Source organism: Mucilaginibacter kameinonensis (assembly GCF_003675385.1).
Lineage (GTDB): Bacteria > Bacteroidota > Bacteroidia > Sphingobacteriales > Sphingobacteriaceae > Mucilaginibacter > Mucilaginibacter kameinonensis.
Genome location: NZ_RCWZ01000001.1, coordinates 1,445,008 through 1,471,047, shown reverse-complemented (window position 1 = coordinate 1,471,047; position 26,040 = coordinate 1,445,008). Strand labels below are relative to the sequence as shown.

Here is a 26,040-nt window from a genome sequence, read left to right as displayed (position 1 = left end):
GAATTAGATCAGGCATCAGTATACTCGTCGTGTGCCGGTTGCAGAAAATATAGCTGCACCGCGAGGGCTATGAGCACAACTGCCGCCAGCATGGCAAAGTCGGCCCCGAGGCTTCCGGCATCTGATGATTTGCCTAACCTATCCGTGATAAAGGCGCCAAAAAATACGCCCGTCATGTTCATGATACCGTAGGCAGTCGCCCGATTTTTTACCGGAACAAACTGGCACAGGATGGGCATATTATTAGCATCGAACATACCATAGCCCAACCCAAAGCAAATGCCCGCACCTACAACAAAGATCAGTGAATGACCAAAGCCCATTAGTAATAGTGCCGGGATAGTGAGGGACAACCCAATAGCACTTGTAAATACGCGGCCTTTTTTATTCTTATGTACCCATTTGTCGGATAAAAGCCCGCCCATGATCACTCCTACAAATGACGAAACAGCTATGGTTATGGTAGACAACGGCCCGGCGGTCGCCATATCAATATGCAGGTTTTGAGCAAACAGCGTAGGCAGCCAGTTTTTGGTCGCCCAGCCCGGCAAACTGGAAACGGCAAAATAAAACAGGATCACCCAAAAGGCTTTGTTGCCTATCAGGGCTGCAAGTCCTTTAAATAAATTTTTGTTTTGCTTTGGCTGTTGTGCTACTGTTAACTGTGTATCGCCTGTTTTATCTTTCTCTTTCAAAAACATGATCAGTATAACAGAGTACACCATGCCCACCACCCCAAATGTTTGAAAAGTAGCCTGCCACGAAAAAGCGGCAGCGGCCGTGGCTCCAAAGCCTCCCAGCGCCTGCCCAACATATAAACCCGTCATATGCACACCTACAGCGAGCGACCTTGATTTAGCGGTATGAAAATCAGCTATTAACGACAACCCAGCCGGGATATACAAGGCTTCGCTAATACCCATAACAGCACGAAGAATATACAGCTGGTTAAACGTAGCGGCATACCCCATGGCAAACGTAACACCCGACCAAACAAACAAGCTGCAAACAATTAACCATTTACGGTTTAGCCTGTCGGCGATGATCCCTGAAACCGGGCTCATCAAACCATATATCCACAGGAATACCGCCATCAGGTAGCCAAAGTTTGTGGCCGATTTCAGTTCGGCAATATTCACCTCCATGGCCGGTTTCATTACCGAGAGCATTTGCCTGTCCATATAATTGAGCAGCGCTACTACCAATAATAAGGCGACCACAAGCCAGGGATAATTTTTTCCTTGTTTCATTTGCTGTTAAATTTTCCCATGCTTACTGCCGCTGTACGGATGCCCGGCTTGATCTCGCCTCCGGGGATAAATATCTCACTACCCCATAACACAGCAGTAGTAGTTACTTGCCCGTAAAACGGTAATTGGCCAATTTTTTGCCAGGAGTTGCTCACAGTATTAAATTGAAATACATCTTTACTAAAACCCGGATGATTATTCAACAATGTTAATTTCTGTTGCTGTAAGCTTTGCTTTTCTTCATCAGTTTTAGCTTTGGCTATAAGCGCGTTATAAGTTTCAATCTGATGGAAGATGGTTCCCTTGTCTCCGCCTATTAGCAGTATGTGACGCGTACCAACAGTTACCGCGGTGGCTGCCGAAATATTAATTGGCTGTTTAGCATCTGTTACTTTGCTCAGCCCTATCCATTTGTTAATCAGCGGATCATAGCAAAAAGTATAGCCATGCAAATCGCTAATGCCCGATGCTGTACTGCTCCGGCCACCAATCACATAAACACAGGGATATTTCCCGTTGGATTGCGTAACCGCGACAGAATGTGACATAGCTACCGGCAGATCAGCAATAGACTTCCATCGCAGCGCTTGATCTGCCAGATTTAGTGCAAAACATTTAGCGGATGGCTTGCCTTCGCTTTCGCCGCCAATTAAATAGATCACTTTTCCAATACTGGTCATGCAGGCGTTTGCCAATGGCAAGGGCAATGATGGCAGATCAACAAAAACCACATCCTTTTTTTCTGAATCCCAATTCATTAAAAAAACATTAGTGCTGCCTGGGCTTGTTTCGGTTTCACCACCAGCGCAAACAATTCCTTCAGGAAGGGTTGTGCTGGCGCCATAAGCTATTCTTTGTGATAGATGTTCTGTTTTAGGTTTAAGCCAGTTGAATTTACCAGTCGAACCCTTTTCCAAAACATACACATCATCATAGTGCAGCTTTTTACCACCCTGCCAGGGCATAGCGCCATCGGCAAAGTTAGAGCCTCCGGCAATGATCAAAACACCATTGCTTGTCCCCGTAAAAACGCCGGCCAAACCTAATTGCTTATCAGTACCGGGTACAGGGGGGATACGTACCGGTACCGACCAGCTTATTTTTTCTGAACCTTTATCCTGGGCCATAACCTGCCCTGCTAACGCGATGCTGCCTGTCATTAAAAATATGTAGATTATAAATTTCATTATTACAGGTTTGCAGCAGGCGCAATTGATTTGAAATGATCAAAGCCCAGTTCAGAAACATCTAATTTAAAGTTTTCAAACTGTTTTGCCGTCATATTGGCCACCGGTAACCTAAATTCTCCGCAATCCACACCCACCAGTTTCATATAAGCTTTGCCTGTCGCTATTCCACCGTATTTGCCAAGCAGACGGATCATATCTATTGATTTTTGCTGAAGTTGTTGTGCTTCGCTCAAATCATTATTGTTAAATGCATCAATAAGCCAGTGGTATAATGGAGCGGCATAATTAAAAGTGCTGCCTACCGCCCCTTTGCTACCCACGGCAAGGGCCGAAAGCATATTTTCGTCCCTTCCCCAAAGCATATCGTATTTACCGTTTTTAAAGTTGATACAGCTTTGAAAATCCATAAAATCTTCATGAGTGTATTTAATACCGGCAAGGTTATCCATTTTGCCATCCAGGGCTTTCAGCAAATCAAGCATCGCGAAATTTCCTCCGGTCAACACCGGGATATGGTAATAATAAAAAGGCATGTTAGGTACCGCTGCTGCTACTGCCATACAGGCCTCTGCCAGCATATTTACATTGGCCGGTTTAAAGTAAAAAGGCGAGGTTAGCGAAACGGCATATAAACCTATTTTTTGCGCATGTTTGGCCAGGTCGATACAATCGGCAAGGCAGGTTCCGCCTAAAAGGGGCATCACCTTAAAATCAGGATCATGGTTTGATGCCTTGGCCCAGGCTTCGGCCACCAGCTTCTTTTCGTTCAGCGTTAAGGATACCCCCTCGCCTGTTGAGCCGTTGATGAATGCGCCGGTGATGCCGTTATGCTTCAGAAAAGCGTAGTAGGCCGGGATAATACTCAGGTCCAGTTCGCCATTTGCGTTCAATGGCGAAAAAGGCGCGCTGATCAATCCCTGTAGATGTTCAATTTTCATGTTATATATATGTAATGAGCAATAACCGGGAGACCATGCTCCCGGTTAAAAAATAGATAATGTTAAAAAGAGGCGTAACCTGCTGTTTGTACCAACAACCTGTTATTGGTTAATGTGGTACGGTCAACCGGCCAAAACAGCGCGTATGCCTGCGATGCCGGTAATGTAGTGTGTTCATACACATAGCTGTCGCCCGCTCTGCGTAAATCATACCAGCGCTTACCTTCAAATACAAACTCAAAGAAACGCTCCTGCAAAATGGCTTCCGTAGGATTGGTATCTATAGTTTGGTTAGGATATCCTTGTGTTGTCGCATCATAATTAGCACCAAAAGCTCTTGCCCTTACCAAATTGAGCTCCGCAGCCGGCGATTCGCCTAATGCTACTTTAGCCTCGGCAAGCATCAGCAGTAAGTCGGCATAACGGTAAATCGGGAAATCGTTAGTGATAAGCCTTGCTCCCGCGTTTTGCTCGCCCTGGTATTTATCTGTAAAACATCCGGCAATTTTAAAAGTACCATCGGCTAATTTTTGATAGGCTGGTTGAATGCTGGCCAGCTTGCGGCTATCCTTATCGTTAAAAGCCCTAAAAGCGGCTATCCTTACAGGCGCCCTCAGCAAACCACCCCAGTTATCAATAGTAGGCGAAAACTGGCGGTTAGCCAATGAATCATAAAAATTGGAGATCAGCCCGCTTTGCGGCACAAAACTGCTTTGCACAAATGACATCGTAGCCTCATTAAACTGGTAATGGCTTACAAATATCATCTCGTTATTGCCTTTGGTAGTTGTGGCAAAAACATCGCTGTATTTAGGCAGCAATTGCAGGGCAGGTACATTGGTTTGGATATCAGTCAATGCGGCTTTAGCTGTAGCGGCATCCGCGGCAGCATTACCACGATGGGCCGTCCACAAATAAACATCGGCTTTTAGCATCAGCGTAGCCGATTTTGACCAATACGATTTCAGGTTCCTGAAAGAATAATCCGATCCGAAACTGCCAACCGATTTATCGATATCAGCTTTAATCAATGTCAATACATCAGCCGCTGGTGAAGCCGCCTTAGCCAGGTTGGAGATGTTAAGCGTTGAACCCGAAGTTGGCTCGGTTTGGATAATAACATTTCCCCAGCTGCGGTATAATTGAAAATAGTAAAAGGCGCGCATGCCGTAGGCTATACCCAAATAGTAATTTTTATTTGTGGCCGATACGATATCGGTACTATTCAGTTTGCTTATCAATAAATTAAGCTGGTTGATATTGGTATAAAAACCACCAAAGCTGCTTATGCCGGGATTATCAAGATTAAGGTTTTGAGTCCAGAGACGTTCAAAACCCTGGGTGGCTTCGCCGGTAAAAGTGCCGTTAGTACCGGGATCTGTAGCGAAGATATCTGCACGCATCTCACCCAGCGTTTGAAAAGCGCTGTTATTAGCCCTGAACTGTGTGTGTACGCCGGCTACAAATGAATCAAACTGATCGGCAGTTTTCCAGAAATTACCATCGGTAACACTGCTTACCGGTGCCAGATCCAGTTGCTTCCGGCAGGAGCTCGATAATCCCAGGATCAAAAATCCTGCAAAGATGACTATAGTATATTTTTTCATTTCGAAATATTTAAAGGTTAGAATGATGCCTGAACACCTACTACAAATGATTTAGGGGTTGGATATGTACCCTGGTAAACTCCGGTCAGCGCTCCGTTTGATACCGGTGCCTCAGGCGTCGGTCCGCTGAATTTTTTGATATAGAAAAGGTTGCTGCCACTGGCAAACAAACGCACTTTAGACAGGAACTTGGTTTTATTAAGCATTGACGAAGCAAAATCGTACGACAAGGTTATTTCGCGGCAGGCCAGATAATTTCCGCTCTCATAAAAATTGGAATTATTGCCGTTTAGTACCGCGCTTGCATTATTGCCCCTGGTATAGTTTTGCTTGGAACCAACCACCTGATCGGCATAGTAAACCTTTGGTATGTTGGTATTGGTGTTGGTTGGCGACCATGCCTGTTTTTGCAGATCGATGTAGTTAAAAGTACCCTGGTAGTTACCCAAAGTACGTGCTACAAGATCATTATAAATGGTATTACCTAAAGTATATTCAAACCTTGAGTATAAAGAGAACGCTTTGTATGATACATTCACGTTGAAGCCACCAGTCCATTTAGGGTAGATATTACCAAGGTATACCTGGTCGCGCGAATCGATGGTATCGTTCTTGTCCACATCCTGCCAATTCACGTCGCCTGGCGTAATATGTCCACCTTTGCCTGCTGCCAGGTTAGGGCCGGTAATACCTGCAACGTTATCTATACGGTTGCCTGCTTTGGCTGCGACATCCGCGGCATCTTTAAATATAGATACCTGTTTGTAGCCATAAATCTGACCAAGTGGCTGCCCTTCCTGGATACCGCCTACCCAAATAACCTTGCCCGATTTAGGATCATATACCTGTAAGCCACCCTGCCTGTTGTTTTCGTTACCGTTATATGGCAGCTTTAAAACTTTGTTTTTTACGTACGAAGCCGTCGCGCCTACATCAATCCGCAAACCATTCGGATTGTTGATCACGTTGGCTTTTACAGTAAACTCGTAGCCTTTATTTTGCAGCGTGCCCAGGTTGGTTTGAATACTTGAGAAACCGGTATAGCTTGGCAACGGCAAACTGGTGAGCAGATCGCTGGTGATGCGGTTGTAGTAATCAAACAGGAAACTTACCCTGTCCTTAAAGAAACCGATATCGGCACCAACATCTGTAGTGCGGCTTTTTTCCCACCTTAGGTTTGCATTAGTTAAACCGGTGTTCAGGAAGCTGCCCTGCCCATTGTATAGTGTTTGGGCGGCATAAACACCCTGCACATCGTAGTTGCCTAAACCTGCGATATTACCGTTTGAGCCATAGCTTGCGCGAGGTTTAAAGGTTGAGAATACTTTATTAAGTCCCCATTTTTCAAAAAATGCCTCACGACCAACATTCCAGCCTGCAGATACACCGGGGAAATAACCGATCCTGTTGCCCGGAGCTAATTGCGAAACACCATCTTCCCTCAATACAAAGGTTAACAGGTACTTGCTGTCATAAGCATAGTTAACGCGGGTAAAGGTTGAAATGATCCGGTTTTCGGCCTGGTTACTGTAATTACCACCAACGGCAAATAAAGTGGAGGCATTAGCTGTTGATATATTATCTGTAGGCGCGTTAGTACCATCTACCTGGATACCAAGCGCTTTCTGATCATAATATTCGGCACCTATCATGGCGCTCAGGTCATGCTTGCCGAATGATTTGGTGTAATTCAGGATAGCATTATAGGTTTGTTGAAAGTTGCGTGAATAACCCGCGATAGATTCCCTGCTGGTGCTGCTGTATGATGGCGGGTTGGCAAACAAAGTAGCATAAGTTTGCGTAGCCTGCTGAAACGACTGGTTAATTTGCTGATTGAGATAGCCACTACCCGAAACCTTGAAAAACAAGCCCGGCATGATGTCCCATTTAACGGCGGCATTAGCTACGATTCTGTCAACCTCGTTACTGCGTTTAAGCTTACCCAACCAGTATAGTGGGTTACCATCACTGATGCTGTTACCAGGATTAGGCTGTGTTTTAGCCGCGTCCAACCATGGGTTAAAAGTTGGCCATAAAGCCAATGTGCGGTACAGCGAGTTCACATCACCGGCAGGTGCACCTAATTGCGATGAGGTTGAAAGTGTAACTCCGGTTGATACCTCAACATTGGGCTTAACCTTATATGAACCATTAAAATCGCCGGAATAGCGGTTATAATTAGAGCCAACTATGACACCATCCTCGTTGTAATAATCCAAACTGGCAAAAAATTTGCCTTTGTCGTTACCGCCAATGGCGCTCAGGTAGTGATCCTGCGTACGGGTGTTCCTGAATAATACGTTTTCAACTTCCTTACTATGATCTTTATAGATAATCTTACTGCCGGGATTGGCAGGATCATCCAAATCTTGCCAGCCTTGCGATAACAGGTTTTGGTTTGCGGCTGTTTCAGCACGGATATCAAAAGATGCCAGATTTGCGGCATCCGTCAGTAAACCGTATCCACGTGTGCCATTGATCTGCGCCAGTGTACGGCCAGAGTTTACGTTGCCTAAACGATTATAGTATATGTAATCGCCGGCATTCATGTAATTATAACCCTGGCGTTGACGGTTAAAACCTTCGGTGAATTTATAGGTCACCTGGGCGGTTCCGTTTTTACCTTGTTTGGTGGTGATCAGTATCACCCCGTTATTGGCACGCGCACCGTAAATAGCGGTCGAAGCAGCATCCTTCAGCAGGTCAATAGATGCAATATCATCAGCCGGGATATCATTATAAGCCCGGATAACCCCATCTACCACCACTAATGGGGCACCCGGACTATTAATAGATGCGCCTCCCCTCAATACAATCAGCGGAGTTGCACCAGGAGCACCACTACTATTAACTACCTGTAAGCCGGAAACGGTTCCCTGCAGCGCGCTGCCAATGTTTGCTCGCGGCGCTGTTGCCAATACTTTGTTATCTAAAGTAGCTATAGCGCTGGTTACGCTTTTACGTGATTGCGTACCGTAACCTACTACCACAACTTCGTTAAGAGCTTTATTATCCGGTTTAAGCGCCACGTTGATGGTAGTTTGCTGACCGACTGTAATTTCCTGTGTTCCGTATCCCATAAAACGGAAAACCAATACATCGTTTGGTGATGCCTGGATGCTGTAAGTACCATCGGCCGATGTTGGGCCACCTTGGGTTGTGCCTTTAATGGTTACGCTCACACCCGGCAGCGAGCTATGATCGTCATCTGCGGTTACCTTGCCGCTGATCTTTTTTGTTTGCGCCTGAACAACCATAAAAAGCAATAAGCTTAGTACGGTCATCAGGCCTTTTTTTAGGGTAAAACTTTGATTCATATTTTATTGATTATTTTGTATTATGTATGACATAATACAATTATGAAGTTTTAATTTTAATTTTGCAAATCAATCCGATAAAATATTTTTCGGCTGATTTACTGAGTGTTTCAAATACACTAAATGAATTAGGGTATTATTTACGGTTGATTTGTATGTTTGCAGGGAAAGAAAAAATGAAGAGCAACGGCCTTATTCAAAGCATAAAAAACATTGATACCAGTTCGCTGGTAGACCGGGTAGAAAAGAACCTGGTTGAACTGTTTATTGAAAAAAAGTTTAAGGTTGGCGACCCTATTCCAAAAGAGCTGGAATTGGCCGACGCACTCGGTGTAAGCCGAACGGTGATCAGGGAAGCTTTGTTGAGGTTGAGGCTGATGGGCCTGATAGATTCAAAGAAAAAACGCGGCGCGGTACTTACCAGCCCGGATTTGGTTTCTATCCTTGAAAAAAGCATGAACCCGGAGATCCTTGACAAGTCTACCCTAAAAGAGATCTTTGAGATGCGGCTGGCGTTGGAAATCGGGATGGCCGATTTCATTATTGAGCGGGTAAAGCCGGAAGACATTGCCGAGCTGCGCGCAATTGTTTCGGTAGAGACCTCTTCTTCCCAGGCTGTTATTTTTGATGTTGAACAGGAGATCCGTTTCCATGGAAAGCTATACGATATCACCGGTAACGAAACTCTCCGCAAATTTCAAAAAATGCTGTTGCCGGTATTTGATTATGTACACCAGAGCGGCTTACTGAAAAAGCCCGTAAAGCATAAAAAGTTCGTATCTCATGCCGGACTTATCGACTTGATTGAAAAAGGATCGGCCGAGATGCTCCGTAACGGTATGCGCAATCATTTGGAAAATCATTTTGCCAGGCTTTTTGAATAGGAATAACTCTCTTGTCTTTTGATTTAATTTCAATAAAAGGCAGCTAATTACAGGCATTGTATTTATTGTTACGTAAGGCGAACAAACTTACATTCTTATCCTTTCTATCTCTCCTATTTTTTTAGCGATTGCGGCAATATCAAATCCAAAACTTTGGCTTCAACCTCTTTTGGATTATCACTGATAAGCACAGCGCCAAGTTTATTCGCGTCCGCATCGGTATATCTTGAGGCCTTATCGGTGTAAAAAATAAGCGCATATCCATTTCAATTTTTCCCAATAAATATGAAATTCAAAAAGTAGTCTTTTTATATCTTCTGATATATATTTCTTTACATATGCCACACCTTTCATATTGGTTATTTTTATTAACCTAAACATATCGCAACTAACTAAACATCAGGTAATTTACCGTGAAAAAACGGATTGCTTTTCTTATTTCAATTATTTATTTTAGATAGCAAAATCTAACTTATCATCCACATTCATGAATACCATAATAATTGTATACCGTTCTGCCTTTTTCACGAACTGGAAGTTTTATAATACAGCTACAATTAAATATTGAGAATTCTACAGCCAGGATAACAGCATGACAACTATTTATCTTTCATCTACATTCAGAGATATGGAACCTTACAGGGCGGCTGTGGTTGAAGCTATATTAACAGATGCCTATAATGAGGAGATCAGATTATTGCATGCAGAGACTGCTGTAAATAAACCTACAACTGTGTGGGAAGAAGTTGAAAGTGAAGTTATGCGCTGCAAATATTACTTTATTTTATTGGGTGAACGTTACGGTGATATTTATGATAATAAAGGGGTAAACCCCCAAAGAATTTCTTATACAGAACATGAGTTCAATACAGCTGTAAAAGGGGGAAAAAAAATTGTTGCTTTTTGGGGAGAAGGTGAGCACTTGCAGCAGTTTATTGACCTAACCTCCAACAAACGGCCTGATAAAGAAAAACAAGAAAAGTTAAAATCCTTTAAAAAACGGGTAGAGGCGCTATCGCTTATCAAAGAGAAGGAGCCTTTTTCCAATAAAGAAGGTCTGGTTAACCAGGTACAACGGACGGTACATATCATTACAAAATCAAACCGTTCGTTATCTATAGATAACTATATTCACGTTTACTGCGACAGAAAAGATCAGGTTACCATATTTAATCAAAAAAGGTTAAGAAGTGGCTTATTCAATACATTCGTCGTCCGAGGCGATTCAAATGACTTCGGCCTGGATCTCATTACACGTTTTTGCTTTCGCGACTTAAGTATAAAACGACAACCACCAACTGTTGAACTGGGAATACTGGCTGATAATAATGATGATAATGTAACCGCTCTTTTAAATGAATTCCTGAAATTGGTTAACCGGCGCTTTTTCAAAGCCGGCCAGCAAAAGGATATGCTGATTGCATTTGATCTTGAAAAAGGTCAACAAATATTACCGCTATGTCTTAACGTATCTGAGAAAGTACTCATAGAAGACCAAAAGGTTAATTTTTTGAAATACTTTATTGATCAATGTACGAATCATTTGCCTAAGTCAGGCAAAACAGAATTCTACCTTTTCATTAACATACAAGAGGAAAAAGTAATACGCGAAAAAAGCCTTCTAAGTTTTTTTCAAAGACCCAGTTTACCGAGCCAGGAAAAAAAAAGTTCGCCAACTATCTTGAACCTCATTGATAAGCTATCGCCCAATGCGAACGATACAAAAAGGCTTGGCCGCGTATCGCAGCAAGAAATTGTTCTCTGGATGATGAAAGAACTCGGTATAAGTGAAGCCAAAGCCTACTCCGCGTTTGACGAGGAACTTAAAGATTTAAAAGATGGATACCATGATATGACCTTGGTTTATAAAAACATAAAAGAACACGTCCTAAAACCGAACCAATAGCAAAATATGGAAAATAAAATTAACCTTAACAGATTTGCTTTAACAAAGGATCGCACACGTTATTTGCCCGGGGGCGAATTAACAGAAGCTGTTGAAATTGCAATTGCCCTCGATAAGCCCTTGTTAATTACAGGCGAGCCGGGAACTGGTAAAACGCAATTAGCCCACTGGCTTGCAGAACAATTGGCTCAGCAAACGATAGGCATGGACGGGGCTTTCCGCAGTAAGCCGTTTATTTTTGATACAAAATCCACTTCCGTGGCATCTGATCTCTTTTATAGCTACGATGCTGTTAGCCATTTTGGAAAAATTCAGCGAATACCTCAAACCAAACAATTGAGTAAGGAGGAAGAAGATCTGATTTTGCGCCAGTACATTGAGTTACGTCCAATGGGGTTAGCTATCGCACAAACCCATGGTACTAATTTCGACGATTTGCGTGGGATTCGTAACTACTACAGTTCAAAAAAGGAGGAAATAAAAGAAACCGCAGAGAGAAAAGATGATAAACTAAAACATGACGCCCCACTTGAAGAAGCGCCAATGAGTAGTATCGTTCTGATAGATGAAATTGATAAAGCACCACGCGAGTTTCCGAACGACTTACTTAATGAAATGGATAATTACCAGTTTGAGATAAAGGAACTGAACAAAACTATAAAAAGAGCAAAAAACGATTGCCGGATAGTGGTAATATTAACCAGTAATGATGAGAAAACATTACCTAACGCTTTCTTGAGAAGATGCGTGTTTTATCATATCGAATTTCCTGAGGGAAAAAGGCTGCTTGATATAGCCAAACTGAAATTAAGTATTCCTCCCGACAGTCAGGGCTTCGATAATTCTATTACTGAAGCTATCAACCATTTCGAATTGCTGCGAGATAAGGTAGTAAATAAAAAACCAAGCACTGCCGAGTTTCTTGACTGGATAAACCTATTATATCATTTAAAAGACGAAAACAATGATAGTCTGCTGAACGGCGAAGGCGGCCCTCTGCATCCCTCAGCACGGTCAGCCCGTTTTGACGGCGTATTAACCAAAACACAACCTGACATTGAAGCAACCCGTATGTAATGAGCGAGATCCAGACAGCAACCGATGCAGAACTCCTGTTTAAGCTGGAAATTCTTTTTTCAATTTTGAAAAAAGAAGGCTTCCAGATTACGCCAGATCATTATGTACAAATGCTGCTGGTGGCTACACAGTTAAAACCGCAAAATCTTGGGCAAATAGCTAATAAACTTGCCCCCCTGCTGGCCACTAACCAATATGAGCAAAAAAAATTCCATGAAGTAATACAAAAGGTTGATCCTATAAGCTTTGCCAATATTGATAAGATTGAAACTGATTTACCTCCCCCATCCGAACCCGGCAATCGACCTGCATTTAAGTCTATCCAATGGCCTTGGCTTAGTCTTATTTCTATTATACTACTGTGTGCTATAATAGTTTTTTTCTTTTATCATCCTACACGTAAACCAATTAAAAACCTTTTTACAACCAATAGATTTGGCCCGTTCTATACACTGCAGAAGGATAGCTTATTAAATGTAGATGCACTCAAGCTAATAGACACGAACATTAATGCGGAAAAAATAAACTTCACCTGGGATTTCGGCAACGGAAAGCCACAGCATGGTATCAAAGCCAGTTACAGGTACAATAAGGAAGGCGATTATTCCATTAAGATTTCAGCAAATTCAAACTACTATGCGATTCCAGATTCCGCTACTGTATTGAATGTACATATTTGCCAATGGCTGCCTGTTCCAAAATTACAGGTTAAAGGCCCCGCATATATCGGTGATACAGTACAGCTTTCTGTAAAGATAAACGGTACGCCCCAAAGTTATAAATGGCAAATTGATGATAGCATTAAAAGGAATACCAATACTCCTGCATTGAACTATATTTTCAAAAAGGAAGGCTATCACCGCATAGGCTGTACAATATTAACCGGCAATAACGGCTGCGACGCCTCTACGTATACTACGGTCGAGGTATTAAATAAAAAACTTCAATTTAATGTAAAGATTTCGGGAACAAGGCAACTGAACAAAGAAATGCAACTTAAACCATGGGTATCCTGGATAATCATTTTGCTTGCTCTCGCTTGCCTGCCGATATTTTTTTTGAAACAGAAAATAAAGCAAAAAACCAAATTATTGCCTGAAAAAGGTGGCAATAAAAAGGGAAGCCTTGAGGTACCTTTTATAATGAATGATTTTGCCATCATAAAACCAGGCAGAGATCTTTATAAAATGATGCACTTGCTGAGGCGCCGCGCCGAGGAAGAGTTAGCTGCGTTAAGCATTCCACTAACACTAAAAAAGACTATCCGCAATAGTGGGCTCAGCGAATTGGTGTTTTTGCAAAAGAAAAAGTTTGTTGATTATATTTTACTGATTGACGTTAGTTTTCCCGATGGCGCAGTAGGCAAACTGTATGAATACCTGGCTCGCCTGATGTTAAAAACAGACGTACGGCTAACTATTTATAAAACCGACTACCGGTTCCACTTCAAAAACATAATGTCCGGTGCAGAAGTAAATATGATGCAATTACTGAACAATCACCCCAATAGCCTGCCTATACTCATGGGTGATGCCAGTAATCTTTTTTATACCCTATTGCCAATAATCCGCAGGAAATATCTTTCATTTTTTAATTCATGGGAAACCCGCGTAGTCATTACACCTGTACCCCGTGCTCAATGGGGCATACACGAAAAAATATTAACTAAACACTTCCTCATTTGCAGCGCCGATGAAACGGATATATTACAGTTAGTTCAAAAACTTCATTTGTCGCCAGAGCAGCAAGACGAATCGTCGATTCCTAAGAGCACCAGCACTTATGACGATGATATGGAAAATGTAAGTGAAGCCTTTAACTACCTGGAGAATGACCCTTTTTTAACGCAATGGCTTTGTGCCATTGCTATATACCCAAAATTCAGATGGGAGCTGATGCTCGCCGGTGGTCAACTATTGGAAAAAAATTACAAAAATGATAATGGCACCAGCTATGCTAATATATTAAAACTTTGCCGGATACCATGGCTAAGACGGGGTAGCATACCGTTTGCCATCAGGCTTGAGTTATTAAAGCACCTTACTGTTGAAAACGAAATTGCAGTAAGGCTGCAACTCATTAAAATGCTTGAATCAGCGAGGCTCGCAGGTACAGGTTTCTTTTACGATAGCGAATTGGAAGACCAGTTGATTACAAACAAATTTATTCTCTACGTACATAATCCTGAAATATACCACCAGTATTATGAGGCCAGTCTGCAATTCAAAAACTTATGGAAAGACGGCCGGTTATTGGATTCGCCCCTACGGATTTATCTCGAAAACAACGAGGAAGAACAATGGCAAACCCCATTGCAAAGTAATGGCACGCCACTTGCCCTCAACAAATACTTTGATGCGATTTCAAAAACCAGCCGGACAAAAGTTTACTATAAAGTTGCTGCATGTTTCTTACTTTGCGCAGTTTTTTTTGCGGCCAACTTCTACCTGCGCTCACTTGCTGCACCTCCGGCAGGTTTGGGCAGCTTATTTTCAATAAAACCGGGTCAAATGGTTAATATCAAATACAAAATTGAAAAGTTTGCTACAGAATGCGACACCCGGCAAGGTATAGTATCGGATTTAACAGGGGCGTTTCTGATAAAGGGAAAAACATACCTGATTAACTATGATTCTGTCAGTCATGAAATCCGTGCTACTGTTCCATATGACGCAGTTGCGGGTAATCAAGGTAAAGCCATCTTAAATATGGACTCAGGCAATCCCTCATATGTAGAAAACAATATTACATTAGATACACTGTTTACCAACGGGATTATTAGATTCACTTGTCATAAAAAATCTCAATCTCCGTCTCGCCCTGATTCTCTGGCTTCTCTTCGTGTTATTAGCGAAATATGGCAAGGAGGCACCAGCAAGCGGCTGATCAATATTGATGCAGCCAGGAATGTTATTTATTACTCCATAGGCAATGAATCCTCATTTGGAACCTACAATATTGCACATGTAACAAAAAAAGCAGGTGTTTATAAAATAATTACTCAAACCCAGAATCAAGGCTATAAACTTTTCTTTATCAAAAACTTCAAACAGGGAGAGTCGTTTGACTTATCCGTTTGCCAAAATTTCGCCCAAACACAAGAAGAGTTACAGACTAAAGACACCTCTTATTGTGATCATTTTAATACCATGCGACTATATTATCCGAATGATCCGGATAAAATTTTCTATCCAGCTGTTACTTCCAATACAAACCTGGCAACAAGCCAACGCAATAAACTAATACAATTGATCTCTAATAGTAAAACGAATCTCTTGAGTAAAAACGGGGTAGTAAAACCAGGCGACTTAACTTGTGATATCATTCATTTTGTTGCCCTTCAACCTAATCCAAATTCACTTTCATTACCTATTCTTAACGCAGAGGGGATTACTTTAAAAAATGGTCAATCAAGAAAAATCAGCAATCCATCGCCATTTCAACGGGACTATGATATAGTCACATTATCACCTCTCCCTAATGGCTACCGCATACTCTGGGTTGATGACCACCCAAGGGAAAATAATATAAATGATATCCACTTCTTTGAAAGAAACCACATTATTGTTGACACGCCTAAAACTAACCAGGAAGCATATAACCTCCTGAATAAAAACATATATTCCTATATCATCACAGATATTGTGCGCGATAAGGATGAATTACCCTGTGTTCTTGATAAAAGCAGAGGAGGTCTATCATTTGTTTCGGCTGTTAATTTCCCTAAACAATTTATTATCATTTGCTCTCCGGAAGGTGTTGGTGTTAATAAAGGGGAATTATTGGCCTCGGGAATACCAGAGAATCATTTAAATGCTGACAAAGATGTACTTCGAAAAATGGTAATGACATCTATTGGGAACGGGAATAAGGAAAAACACCTGCAAACCGATTGTAATGCAGTCATCACCTCGCAATTGACAGCAAAATATGACACAATACACAATTCTTATTTGGGATATAAAACATTTATTATGAATATTAGGGGAAAAATTTATGTAAACACGCCATTAAAAAAATACGGCATTGATCTTTCACTAACTTCAAAACCATCCAAAAACGCGGCTACATTTCATTATCAACGCACCGATGGATGTTCAAATACTCAGGGAGATATATTTGTACCCGTCGGTAAACAACAGCAGCTTTTTAATGATTGTAATCTTAAGCTCATTATTAATTTACAGTCTATTGAGAATAACAGAGCCAATTTCGATGTATATATCGAAGATAGCAGGGGTAAAAAGACAAATTAGCACGCTCGTAATAAAAGGACTATGCCAATAAATACAGCGGTTATTTTTTTGATATAAAATATCTTTACAAACAACAAAGAAATGGCTACAGATCCATTTAAAATAACCATCCACATGGTATCAAGTCTTGATGGCTATATTGCCAGAAAAGACAACAGCATTTCATGGTTTGAAACATCCGACAGCTATGAAAAAGGAGTTACCGTTACTCAGGAGGAAGCAACGGAGTTTCTTAAAAAGATAGATTGTTATATCATGGGATCCCGAACATATGAACTTGCGCTGGAGCTTTCAAAATCATACGGCTGGGTTTATGGCGATATACCTACTATTGTATTAACCCACAGAAATCTGCCTGTTGAAAGGCAAAATGTTGAGCTCTTTTCTGGCGATCTGGAGAAACTCATAAACGAAAAACTGAAACCAAACTATAAAAATGTCTGGCTTGTGGGCGGCGCCGAGCTTACCAAAGATTTCATCCATTTAAACCTGGCCGACGAAATAAGGCAATCCATTTTACCGATTATTCTGGGAAGCGGAACACCATTTTTTGATCAGATAGGTCAAGAAATAGCCCTGCATTTAAACAACGTAACAGCCTACAAAAACGGAATGGTGGAGCTGTGCTATGAAATAAAAAAATAATTCAAAGGCCTATAATATAAAAAGCGCTTTAGTTTTTACTAAAGCGCTTTTTTATACCAATTACGGTCAATGTTAATACTCAGTAGCACCTATATCAAACGCAGAACCTGACGGACGCACAGCGTTATAATAATCAAATTTTATGCCGTACGACAAAACATTGGCGCCTTTATTAATAAGCGGCGACGATGATTGCAGATGAAAGTTATCTGCACCGTAATTCACAAATTTACAGGTATTTACATCTGTGCTTACATAATTATTTGAGGCTGTAAGCTTCACACCTGTGCTTTTTCTGATGATGGCCTGCACCGATGCCGATTGTATAAGTACGTTATTAATAACAGTATTCATCGGGATAGTTTCAGAGTTCAACTTAATCCCGCCTAACACCGAACCAATGATGGTATTATTGATAAACTGGAAGTTTTTTCCCGGAGTATACCTCGAATCTGCAAAAATACCATACGATTTTGTGTTTATAATATAGTTGTTAAACACTACGTTATCACCCCAGCCCAAAACGATAATACCGTTACCCGGCGCGTTTTTTACCAGATTATTATAACATTTACCACCCGTGCCTTCACCTATCTGAATCCCGTTATCCTGGTATGCAGAAAAAGGGCTCCGTCCCGGGTTTTTGACTGTGTTGCTGTAAATCTCGCAGCCAGAGGTAGCACTGCCAACCTGGATACCTTCTGAACCGGTTGAATCAACCAGATTTCTATAGATCTTGGCGTTCACTACATCGTGAGGCAATACAGTACCGCATGATGTCGAAACACCATCTTCGTAAAATGAGTTTCCTATGTAAAGCCCTTCGCCTCCGGTTTTATGAACATAGTTATCGTGAATAAAAACATTCTTCATCACAAACCGGCCGCGTTGAGTTGCTACATCGCATGTAGGATCTGTTTTAGCCATGATACCTGCAAAACCACTGTTGCGTACCTCAACGGCTGCAATTTCAAAATCTGTGCTCAGATCGTCCATTGTCATGCCGATGTTGCCGCCGTTTACATCAAAGCCATACTTAATTGTTGATACGCCATTGCCCATCACCTTAAAGTATTGACAATTTTGCGTTTTAAACGCGTATGACGCCGTAGTTTCGGTAGTAAAAGATACCCTGCCGCCTTTGTTAATGATTATAATGGGGGCAACGGCTGTTCCTTTAAGATTTTTAAGCAGTAAAGAGCCTCGTTTGCCCGCCGGAACATATATGGTTGCACCTGCGGGGATCTTTGTGCCGTCAACCATCCAGTCGGTAGTTTTAACGGTGTAAGTGTAGGTACTAACTGCTGCAGTTGCTAAACTTTGTTGCGCGTTAACCTGCTCCGGAATAGCCGCTACCGGCTTTTCAATTTTGTTTACGCTTTTGGAACATCTGGCAAAACATGCTACAACGAGCAAAGTAGCTGCCATGCGAATTAAGTAATTGCTATTTCTCATTAAAAGAGCTTCTAAATATGTTTTAATTAAAAAGGTATTGATAGTCAACTTGCCCCTGCTGCGCAGAACCAGTTGTTATACGCTATACTTTTAGGTTTTGTTGCCAGGTCAATTACCACTATAAGTTTTACATATTAAAACATACTTAAAATCAGATAGTTACAAATTTTCTTTTGCCCAGCCGCGCAGCCTGTTTATGGCTTCATAAAGCACACCGGCTTCTCCCCTGAAATCGCCGGAGCCTTTCGCTTCACCCGTTCTCACATCGTACCACTCAAAAAAGCCTTTATTTTTTAGCACCCGGTCAATCATTGGGCTCAATTCAGTATAAGCTTCATTAACCATATTATTTTCAATTAACGGAGCTATCATTCGCCCGCCAAACCATGTCCAGTCGCCCCCGTTTTGGTAAGTGTATGGAGGGATGTTCGGAAACTCATCAAGAGGATATGGCGGATAAACGGTAAGGCCGATGGTTGCGTACTTTTCTTTAGAAGCTGCCTTCAGAAATTGGTTATTGATATCGGCTATCTCCTTCGGCGTATTCAGCCCTGCTTTTACAGCACATATAGTGCCGCCGAGATAAAGGATCTGTTTTTCATTAAATGAAGGAGGAAATGGCGAGCCATCAAGATAAATGTGCGGGATATATTTACCTGCCTTCGCATCCCACAAATGATTCCGTACCCTCATTTTCATTCCGACGGCTATATCTCCCCAGTAACGGGATGCTTTATAACCGGCAGGTTTAATGGCCAAAAAATCATGTACGGCCAGCAAAAACATCGCGTTATCATAAATATCAATTGCCCATTTTGTTTTATCATTGATAGCTACGCCCCAACCTTTCTGCGTTTGCACATCGCCCCAGTCAACAGTAGTAGCACCGATAACCAAATTATACTTTGCCGACCAGCGGTATTTCAGGATGTAGTTCATCGCATCTTCCATGCGTTGTGTTACTGTCAGGCCGCCTATGGTATCAGTTAAAATGCTTTTATCGCCGGTAATATCAATATACTTTTTAACCGCCTGGATCAACGATGACTCCTGGTCGGTTTCCACGGTATTTTTATGAATAGCCCAGCCGGGGGCCAGTTCCGAGTATAAATACTGGTAACCTCCGTTTGCCTGATCTTTATGGATAGCGCCGTCGGGAATATTGCCGTCTTTACCCTGAATTTTAAAAAACAGCAACAGCTTTTCTTTAACCTCATGCCTGCTATGAACCTTTAAAGAGCCTTCAATAAATGTATTAAAATCGCGGATCCAGATTTCGCCGTATGAAGTACCCGCGGTAAAGCCGGTTAACAAACGTAAAGCACGGGCCTCTACTGTATCCAGGCGGCTATCGCTCATAATTTTGTTTGCCAGCTCCTTGTCGGATACGCGGTTTTGCGCTAACAAGATTCCCGGGATAGTAATTGCAACAGATAATAGGATTGATCTTAATAGGTTCATCGATAGTAATAATCAGGTAAATTTATTAGTAATAATCAACTTTCTTCCCAATAAAAATCGAGGCTTCGGTTAAACAACAAACAACTATTTGTATGAACATTTAGTATCAAAGCCCTCAAATATTATTTAAATACGAGAAATTAGCCCTTAACAATTAAGTTAATCCTGGCACCCAGTTTTTCCATGCCAAACAATCAGCTACATTGTATATATCAAATTAAAAACATCAGCTTAAACCATGTAAATACATGGCTTAGCTTTTTATTATCTTTACCGCATTAAACTCATTAAGGTTAGTAAAGCCACTATGAAATTATCTATCGACCACAAGAGCCCTGTGCCTCTGCATATCCAAGCCGAGCAGTTGCTTCGCGAACTGATTAAAGACCCTGCCTACCAGGCAGGCAAGCTACTGCCCAATGAAGTTGAGCTGGCCAAAAAGCTGGCTATATCCCGCACCACACTGCGCCAGGCTATTAATAAATTGGTTTATGACGAGCTGCTGATCCGTAAAAAAGGCTTCGGCACCAAGGTTGCCAGTTCCAAAATCAGTTCAAAATCCATGAACTGGCTCAGCTTTTCGCAGGAAATGAAAGCGAGGGGCATCAACGTAAAAAATTACGAGCTGCATGTGAGTTGGGTATTTCCAGATGAGAGTACTGCCAGCTTTTTTGATATCAGTACTGATAAAAAGATTGTAAAAATGGAACGGTTACGCGGAGGCAGTGATAATCCCTTTGTTTATTTCATATCTTATTTTCATCCAAGGATAGGCCTTACAGGCGAAGAGGATTTTAAACGCCCGCTCTATGAAATGCTTGAGGACGAATATTCTACCGTGGCAAACCTGTCAAAAGAAGAGATTAGTGCCATTGAAGCTAATAAGTTTATTGCCGATAAGCTTGAAATTGAAACCGGCGGCCCTGTTTTATTCAGAAAAAGATTTGTTTATGACCAGGGCGAGCGCCCCATGGAGTATAATTTGGGCTATTACAAAGCCGAAAGCTTTGTATACACCGTTGAAAGCAGAAGGACCTGATCCGGTTTTGTAAAGCTTCTGTTATAAATCGTTGCAAATTATCCATAAACCGACTGTCATTTATAGCAGAATACCAATAAAAGTAAAATTTTCATATTAAGATGACAATAATTGTACGGATTACACGTATATTTGTACCATCATGTGAATAGCTGACAGGCAGCGACTCCGGTTCGACCCCGGGTTTACATCTCTTCTCATAATTTAGGTTTATAATTGGTTAGAACGCATTCCTGCCCAACAGGAGTGCTTCTTTTTTTATACCCTTTTTGAAAAGCGGAAAGCTTAATGCCTAAAGCCATTGATTTTGTTAAAACCCTAAAGCGATTTTGGGGTAACCGGTTTTGTTTGATTGCTTTGCTTAGTATCCTGCACACACCTGAAGCCAACGTGGTTTGTTGCTGAACGATATTCGCCCTTACCTCTTGAACCCACCATATAGCGCGTACAATATTGATCGGTACATAAAAACGAGCCTCCTCTTTGTACCTTCTTCTTTTGTCCGGGCTCCTGCGGATCATATGAATCTGCCGGGCCTTTTGGGTTGCGGGCAACTACATTTGGATTGAAACTATTATAATAGTCATTACGGTACCAGTCGGCACACCATTCCCAGGCGTTACCTGCCATGTCATATAAACCGTAAGCATTAGCCGGATATTTTTTTACCGGGCCGAGACCTGTTTCCCCATCCTCCGCATTGTCATGGTTAGGGAACGATCCCTGGAATGTATTGGCCATCCACCGGCCATCCTGTTTTAACTGGTTTCCCCAGGGATATAATTCACCGGCTTTGCCTCCCCTTGCAGCAAATTCCCACTCGGCTTCTGTAGGTAAACGTTTTCCCGCCCATTTTGCATAAGCGGCAGCATCCTCCCAGGCCACCTGTACCACGGGAAAATTCTCTTTCCCTTTTAAGTCGGATCCAGGCCCAAGCGGATGCCTCCAATCGGCACCTTTTTTGTATGACCACCATTGCGAAATATCATCTAATGGCACTTTTTGATTTGGCGGCGTAAAAACAACCGATCCGGCAACCAAGTCTTCAGCAGGAACGCCCGGAAACTCTTCGGCTGTTGGTTTTTGCTCGGCCACGGTTATGTAGCCGGTGGCTTTTACAAATTTGGCAAACTGCGCGTTGGTCACCTCGGTTTTATCCATATAAAAACCATCAACCAATACCCGGTGAACAGGCCTTGCGTCATCCATGGCTTCCATGCCGCCATCGGTCATGCCGGTAGGATTTACACCACCCATACTAAATGTACCGCCCGGAATCCAGGCCATATCATTATCAACTTTGTTAGCCGATGCATTGCTCACATTAACTATTGTAGGCTGAAAAGACCCACCTCCCTGGTGCATATATAAAATACTATCCTCCCTGATCATGCCATTTTTAGTGCACGAAATAGCTGCCTTAATTTTAAAACCGGCAGGGGTGGAAGTTGCAGTTGCAGGCCGCGAAGTTGCAGTATCAGTTTTGTTTTGTTCTTTATGATCGGAGGTATGGCAACTCTGAAAGACCGCTAAAAACAGCAGTAGGGCCGTTATAATTCCGGGAAGAGAAATATGCTTGCTTTTCATCAAATTCAAACTTAATGATCTTTATGCAATCAGGAATATCATTTTTGTAAAGATTGTAGGATAAAAATATTTACCAGTCTTACATTAATTACTTGTTTCCGGTTTTTTATAAATTTATCAATCCTGTTGCATCAAAAAATGCAACAACAAAAATGGACAGAAAACGCTTCATCTCCTCATTAGTAACTGCCGGCGCTGTATTGTCAACTTCGGGGGCATGGGCCAATATGCCCGAACATCCTGTTGCTAAAGCCGGTCATCAAATCCCCCCCTATTTAAAACCGGGAGATACCATTGGCATTATCAGCCCTTCAGGGTATATGAGCCTGGCCGAAATTTTACCTGCTGTACAATTGATGCAAAGCTGGAGCTTTAATATAGTTATCGGCGATAACACAGGCAAAAAGGATTTTATATACGGGGGGACGGATGAAGAGCGCATAGCAGATCTGCAGCAGATGCTGGATGATCCGGAAATTAAGGCCATCATGTGTGCAAGGGGCGGCTATGGCCTGGTCAGGATCATTGATCGTTTAAATTTTAAGCAGTTTAAAAAGCATCCTAAATGGATCATCGGCTTTAGTGATATTACCGCATTGCATTGCCATATCAGCCGCAATTTCGGGATTGCAACCATCCATTCAAAAATGTGCAACAGTTTTCCGGACGATTGGACAAAAGCTGATGCCATGCAGGTTGCCACTATTCAATCCATCAGGCAGGCTTTGACCGGCGAAAGTCTTAGCTATTCCTCGCCCACAGTTCCACAAAACCGTTATGGGAAAGCGGAAGCTACCCTGGTAGGTGGAAACCTGAGCCTGATCGCGACACTGTCAGGTACCCCGTCTGACCTGCATACCGACGGCAAGATCTTATTTGTTGAGGATACCCATGAGTACCTCTACAACATCGATCGCATGTTCTGGAACCTGAAACAAAGCGGTAAACTTTCAAACCTGGCCGGGCTCATCATTGGCGGTTTTCAGCTTAAACCCGATATTGAAGGCGAAGAATTTGGCCACACCATTTATGATATTGTTACTGAAAAAGTAAAGGAGTATACCTATCCCGTTTGCTTTGATTTTCCGGTAGGGCATCAGAAAAACAATTTCGCACTTAAATGCGGAGTAAGACACACTCTTGAGGTCGGCGCTGAAGGGAGTACACTCACATCACTATGACCTTATTTTAAGGCCTCATCAAAGTCAATAAACAAATCTGCCTGATCATTATCGTAAACCGCTCCGGCTATAATGCTTTGACCCGTTGTTCCGGGATTATTACCATGCCCCAACGGCCATGAACCTTTTGAATTGGTAACCCCAAAACCGGCATAAGAAGCTGCCTGCAAAGCAAAATCGGTACAGTTATTTTTTGATAAATGATACTCTAATCCGTCGTAATTACGGGTAAGCTTTAGGATCCGTTTAAAGCGGCGCTCGGTTATAAACTTACCCATAACCTCGTCCCACTGGTGAGCTTCATCGTTTTTAAAAGTACCAGAAGTTTCCGGCTCCCATGGCGTAGCCGAAAATATGTTATCCTTTTTAGGATAAAATCCGAAAGAAACCGAAACCGAGGTTGAATCGGTATTATACTTGATAAGCGTGATAAAAGTATGACCTGTATTAGCCCTCACAAAAACAGCTGGTTTACCGGGTTTGGGCTGCTTTACGTGAAATAACAAAGCATAGGCCGCCGCTTTTTTCCCATCATCAAAAGTGCTTACAATACGGTTGTACGTGATTGATTTACTTTTCTTTTCCTTTTTATCCTTCAGTTGAACAGGGTTGTTTACAAAAACCGAATCATCCTGAGCATTAATAGCCAACAGGCCGCTGTTTAAGCGTAACTCCCTGCCCGTAGTATCCGAGCTCAAAGAATCAGAAGCTGCGGGTAAAAGATTATTGCCATCATTTTTAAACGCCATCGCTTTAAAAAAGCATTTCATAGCCAAGGGGTACAAATGCAGTTTGGCAAATACATTGGCCAGCTTATAGTAAGTTTTAACCTTAGCCTGGTTATAGTTTGCCTCATTGGTATTGGTTACCGATAGATCTTTTAAATAGGTAAGCAATTTTTTGCGGCCTGCATGGGAATCCAGTTGACTTTCCAGCTCTGTTTCAAAGCCGGCATCGGTTTTATCAGTAACAGGCTTGTTTAATATGGGCCCGGCGGCTAAGCTTACCGGGTAACTTTCATCGATGATATTATGTGCAGATGTATCGTGCTGCAGGTTTAGCTTATACTTTACCGCGGCAGATAGCTGAGCTGATACCGGAAGCCTGAATGATATTAAAACAATGCTTACAAAAGCACTGAATAAATATTTTATATGATGAGTAGTCATGATCAATTTTAAGCTTGTGATAGTTTGTTGTTGAAATAATAACGAAGGGGGAGAGCGGTTTTTATTTACCGGCAACAACAATAGCGGGGTTGGCTATAGCTTAAAAAACGAAAACATGTGGCAGTGTTTTTCATATCTACACAAACGTAATAACATTTTAAATAGTCTACAAGTTTAGTAGATTATTTTTCTTTAAACTTGTATCGTCGATATTTCAATAAAAACAATGGATCAATACGCTTTAATTACGGGGGCCGGGAAAGGCATTGGGCGGTCAATGGCCATATTGCTTGCTCAAAAAGGATATAACCTGCTGTTGGTTTCCCGGTCGGAAAATGATCTCATTGCCTTATCCGCTCAAATAAAAACCGCCTATAAGGTTAAGGCTGATCACCTCACTATTGATCTTTCGGGGGCGGGCGCAGCCCTCCGGGTTTTCAATTGGGCTAAAAGCTTAAATGTACCTGTATCGATATTAATAAATAACGCGGGGCTTGGGGTGTGGGGAAATTTCGATGAATTAGATCTGACCGCACAAACCGCTATGATGCAGGTTAATATGAATGCCCTTACCGAGCTTTCGTATTATTTCATTCCCGTTTTAAAATCACAACAACAGGCGTTTATCCTCAACGTATCCAGCACCGCGGCCTACCAGGCTGTGCCTACACTGGCGATTTATGCGGCCACTAAAGCATTTGTTTTATCATTTAGCCGGGCTTTGCGATATGAACTTAAAGACACGTCGATAGCTGTGAGCTGCTTGTGCCCGGGCCCTACGGATACCAGTTTTGCCCACCGCGCGGGAATGGATGCCCTGGCCGATCTGGCAGCAAAATTCAACATGAAACCCGAGGAGGTTGCAGCAATTGGTATAAAAGGCATGTTCAATAAAAAAGCCGAAATAGTTCCCGGATTTTTAAATAAACTTTCGGCAGTAGCAGCAACACATAGTCCTAAAAGCCTGATTGAAAGGGTAACCGCCGGATTGTACAAGCATTAAAAAATATTTTCATAAATATTTGGACTGATTAACAATTTGTTTACATTTGCATTAGTCTACTAAAAAGATAGATTT

The 26,040-nt window shown here is 42.0% G+C and carries 17 protein-coding genes and 1 pseudogene; 9 read left to right on the top strand and 9 right to left on the bottom strand.

What is annotated here, in order from left to right; genetic code table 11:
* Positions 1-8: 8 nt before the first annotated feature.
* From EAH55_RS06595 to EAH55_RS06575, 5 genes are all read right to left on the bottom strand, one after another.
* Positions 9-1,250 (bottom strand): MFS transporter, encoded by a 1,242-nt coding sequence (locus EAH55_RS06595; RefSeq protein ID WP_121808914.1) that lies wholly within the window; start codon positions 1,248-1,250, stop codon positions 9-11.
* Complete coding sequence (locus EAH55_RS06590; protein ID WP_121808913.1) at positions 1,247-2,437, bottom strand: kelch repeat-containing protein; 1,191 nt, start codon at positions 2,435-2,437, stop codon at positions 1,247-1,249. Before EAH55_RS06590 ends, EAH55_RS06595 begins: the two co-directional genes overlap by 4 nt.
* A gap of 2 nt (positions 2,438-2,439) precedes the next feature.
* Positions 2,440-3,378 (bottom strand): dihydrodipicolinate synthase family protein, encoded by a 939-nt coding sequence (locus EAH55_RS06585; protein WP_121808912.1) that lies wholly within the window; start codon positions 3,376-3,378, stop codon positions 2,440-2,442.
* 62 nt (positions 3,379-3,440) lie between these two features.
* Positions 3,441-4,985 (bottom strand): SusD family outer membrane lipoprotein NanU, encoded by a 1,545-nt coding sequence (gene nanU, locus EAH55_RS06580; protein WP_121808911.1) that lies wholly within the window; start codon positions 4,983-4,985, stop codon positions 3,441-3,443.
* A gap of 17 nt (positions 4,986-5,002) precedes the next feature.
* Positions 5,003-8,302, bottom strand: a complete 3,300-nt coding sequence (locus tag EAH55_RS06575; RefSeq protein WP_208644801.1) for a SusC/RagA family TonB-linked outer membrane protein — start codon at positions 8,300-8,302, stop codon at positions 5,003-5,005.
* 176 nt (positions 8,303-8,478) lie between these two features.
* On the opposite strand from EAH55_RS06575, the gene EAH55_RS06570 reads away from it, so the two are divergent.
* The 6 genes and pseudogenes from EAH55_RS06570 to EAH55_RS06550 all read left to right on the top strand — a co-directional run bounded on the left by EAH55_RS06570 (position 8,479) and on the right by EAH55_RS06550 (position 17,070).
* A complete protein-coding gene (locus EAH55_RS06570; RefSeq protein ID WP_114940233.1) occupies positions 8,479-9,186 on the top strand; it encodes a FadR/GntR family transcriptional regulator in 708 nt (235 codons plus the stop codon).
* A 592-nt stretch (positions 9,187-9,778) separates the two neighbouring features.
* A complete protein-coding gene (locus EAH55_RS06565) occupies positions 9,779-11,092 on the top strand; it encodes a DUF4062 domain-containing protein (protein WP_121808910.1) in 1,314 nt (437 codons plus the stop codon).
* 6 nt (positions 11,093-11,098) lie between these two features.
* Positions 11,099-12,169 carry an AAA family ATPase gene (locus EAH55_RS06560; protein ID WP_121808909.1) on the top strand — a complete coding sequence of 357 codons (1,071 nt, stop codon included), beginning with the start codon at positions 11,099-11,101 and terminating at the stop codon, positions 12,167-12,169.
* Positions 12,169-12,792 (top strand): annotated as a pseudogene (locus EAH55_RS31490) (PKD domain-containing protein); the annotation flags it as partial. The gene EAH55_RS06560 and the pseudogene EAH55_RS31490, both read left to right, overlap by 1 nt.
* A gap of 435 nt (positions 12,793-13,227) precedes the next feature.
* Positions 13,228-16,425 (top strand): hypothetical protein, encoded by a 3,198-nt coding sequence (locus EAH55_RS06555; protein ID WP_162996764.1) that lies wholly within the window; start codon positions 13,228-13,230, stop codon positions 16,423-16,425.
* A gap of 81 nt (positions 16,426-16,506) precedes the next feature.
* Positions 16,507-17,070 (top strand): dihydrofolate reductase family protein, encoded by a 564-nt coding sequence (locus EAH55_RS06550; protein ID WP_121808907.1) that lies wholly within the window; start codon positions 16,507-16,509, stop codon positions 17,068-17,070.
* Between the two features lie 72 nt (positions 17,071-17,142).
* On the opposite strand, the gene EAH55_RS06545 is transcribed toward EAH55_RS06550, so the two are convergent.
* Together EAH55_RS06545 and EAH55_RS06540 are read right to left on the bottom strand one after the other, a co-directional pair.
* On the bottom strand, positions 17,143-18,498 hold the full coding sequence (locus EAH55_RS06545; RefSeq protein ID WP_162996763.1) for a right-handed parallel beta-helix repeat-containing protein: 1,356 nt from the start codon (positions 18,496-18,498) through the stop codon (positions 17,143-17,145).
* 186 nt (positions 18,499-18,684) lie between these two features.
* Positions 18,685-19,986, bottom strand: a complete 1,302-nt coding sequence (locus EAH55_RS06540) for a glucosidase family protein (RefSeq protein ID WP_121808905.1) — start codon at positions 19,984-19,986, stop codon at positions 18,685-18,687.
* 307 nt (positions 19,987-20,293) lie between these two features.
* On the opposite strand from EAH55_RS06540, the gene EAH55_RS06535 reads away from it, so the two are divergent.
* On the top strand, positions 20,294-21,025 hold the full coding sequence (locus EAH55_RS06535) for a GntR family transcriptional regulator (protein WP_121808904.1): 732 nt from the start codon (positions 20,294-20,296) through the stop codon (positions 21,023-21,025).
* A 318-nt stretch (positions 21,026-21,343) separates the two neighbouring features.
* Here EAH55_RS06535 and EAH55_RS06530 read toward each other — a convergent pair whose 3' ends face one another.
* Positions 21,344-22,612, bottom strand: a complete 1,269-nt coding sequence (locus tag EAH55_RS06530; protein ID WP_244228103.1) for a formylglycine-generating enzyme family protein — start codon at positions 22,610-22,612, stop codon at positions 21,344-21,346.
* A gap of 152 nt (positions 22,613-22,764) precedes the next feature.
* Here EAH55_RS06530 and EAH55_RS06525 point away from each other — a divergent pair, with 152 nt between their 5' ends.
* On the top strand, positions 22,765-23,793 hold the full coding sequence (locus EAH55_RS06525) for a S66 peptidase family protein (protein ID WP_121809052.1): 1,029 nt from the start codon (positions 22,765-22,767) through the stop codon (positions 23,791-23,793).
* 2 nt (positions 23,794-23,795) lie between these two features.
* Here EAH55_RS06525 and EAH55_RS06520 read toward each other — a convergent pair whose 3' ends face one another.
* The gene (locus EAH55_RS06520) at positions 23,796-24,962 is read right to left on the bottom strand and encodes a C97 family peptidase (RefSeq protein ID WP_162996762.1); all 1,167 of its coding nucleotides are present in this window, start codon (positions 24,960-24,962) and stop codon (positions 23,796-23,798) included.
* A 226-nt stretch (positions 24,963-25,188) separates the two neighbouring features.
* Between EAH55_RS06520 and EAH55_RS06515 the strand changes: the two genes are divergently transcribed.
* Positions 25,189-25,965, top strand: coding sequence for an SDR family NAD(P)-dependent oxidoreductase (locus EAH55_RS06515; RefSeq protein ID WP_121808902.1), 777 nt, complete (start codon positions 25,189-25,191; stop codon positions 25,963-25,965).
* The last annotated feature ends 75 nt before the right edge of the window (positions 25,966-26,040 follow it).